The sequence below is a fragment of the Vibrio sp. Vb0667 genome, assembly GCF_033391095.1.
On record NZ_JAWPOL010000356.1, the window covers coordinates 1 to 1,082 of the forward strand.

The following is a 1,082-nucleotide window of genomic DNA, read 5'->3' on the forward strand; positions in this document are numbered from 1 at the left end:
CTGTTGGTAGCGATACAAAATGCCTTGCTCCCAGTTGGCTCCCGCCGGTAAGTATTCCCAAGTGGTGTAGTTGATTTCTGCCGGAGTGGTTGACCAGCGCACCATGATGTTCATTTGCGCCAAATTGGCTTTCGGTTCGTCATTGTTTACCCACCACATATCGGCAAACTCGCGGGTGACATCTTGGGTGTATAGGCTTGCATCGGTTGGGCAGGTCTCGGCGCTGCGTGGCAATCGCATCACTTGTTGGTGGCGCATTAACAGACACGATTGTGTCATGGATTGCTGGTGGTATTGGGTTTGCTGCCACACGCCGAGGTAGTCGATGTCGTGTTCGCTGGTGTTAGGGTAGGAAAACCACAGCATTTCAGTGCGGTTGCTGTGTTGGATGTGTTTGTTGCGCCCGAGACCTTGTACTTTCTCCATAAAGAGCTCAGTGCTTGGGTCAAAATTCATCGCGACTGAGCGATATTTCCAGTCGCCTTCATCGTCAAAGTCTTCGAGAGAGAAGCCGTTCAAGTCGTTGCGGGTGCATCCTGTGATAGAGCAACCAACAAGGTTAAACCAATCCGCAAATTTGCTAATCGGCTCGACAATATCTTCCGTAATTTGGTGATTCGGCGATATGAAGCAACCTTGAAAATGGTCGCCAACACTCGGGTGTTCAATTAACGAATCTTTGGTGATGGTGAATCGGGTCTCACCAAAAGGGGGGCGATATTTGGGGTGATGTTTATAGCGCAGATCGTAGGCACAAGCGCGGCCCTGCCAATCTTTCTTTTTGATCACGATGTTTTTGAACGTGATGCCGCGAGGTTCAAAGATGATCTCATCAGAGGCAAAGTTTTCCTCAATGTACTGCTGGCTTTCGTTCAAGTGATCAATCGCCTCATCGACAGAAACCCAGTCGAGGTTGAGATGTCGTTTAGCGTCATCCAGATAATTGAGATCGAGACTCTTGAGCTGGCTTTGAAAGCGAGGATCAGACAACACACGGTTGGCTAAGACAATTTCCTCACGATTCTCGGGCGTGCTGTCGAGAGAAAGCAGCAGACGCGTCATATTGATGCTGCGGCTAGGTT

The 1,082-nt window shown here is 49.5% G+C and carries 1 protein-coding gene; it reads right to left on the reverse strand.

Going from position 1 to position 1,082, the window contains the following annotated elements; all coding sequences use genetic code 11:
- On the reverse strand, positions 1–1,082 hold a 1,082-nt coding region (locus R8269_RS25875; RefSeq protein ID WP_318222996.1), incomplete at both ends, for a chromosome partitioning protein ParA.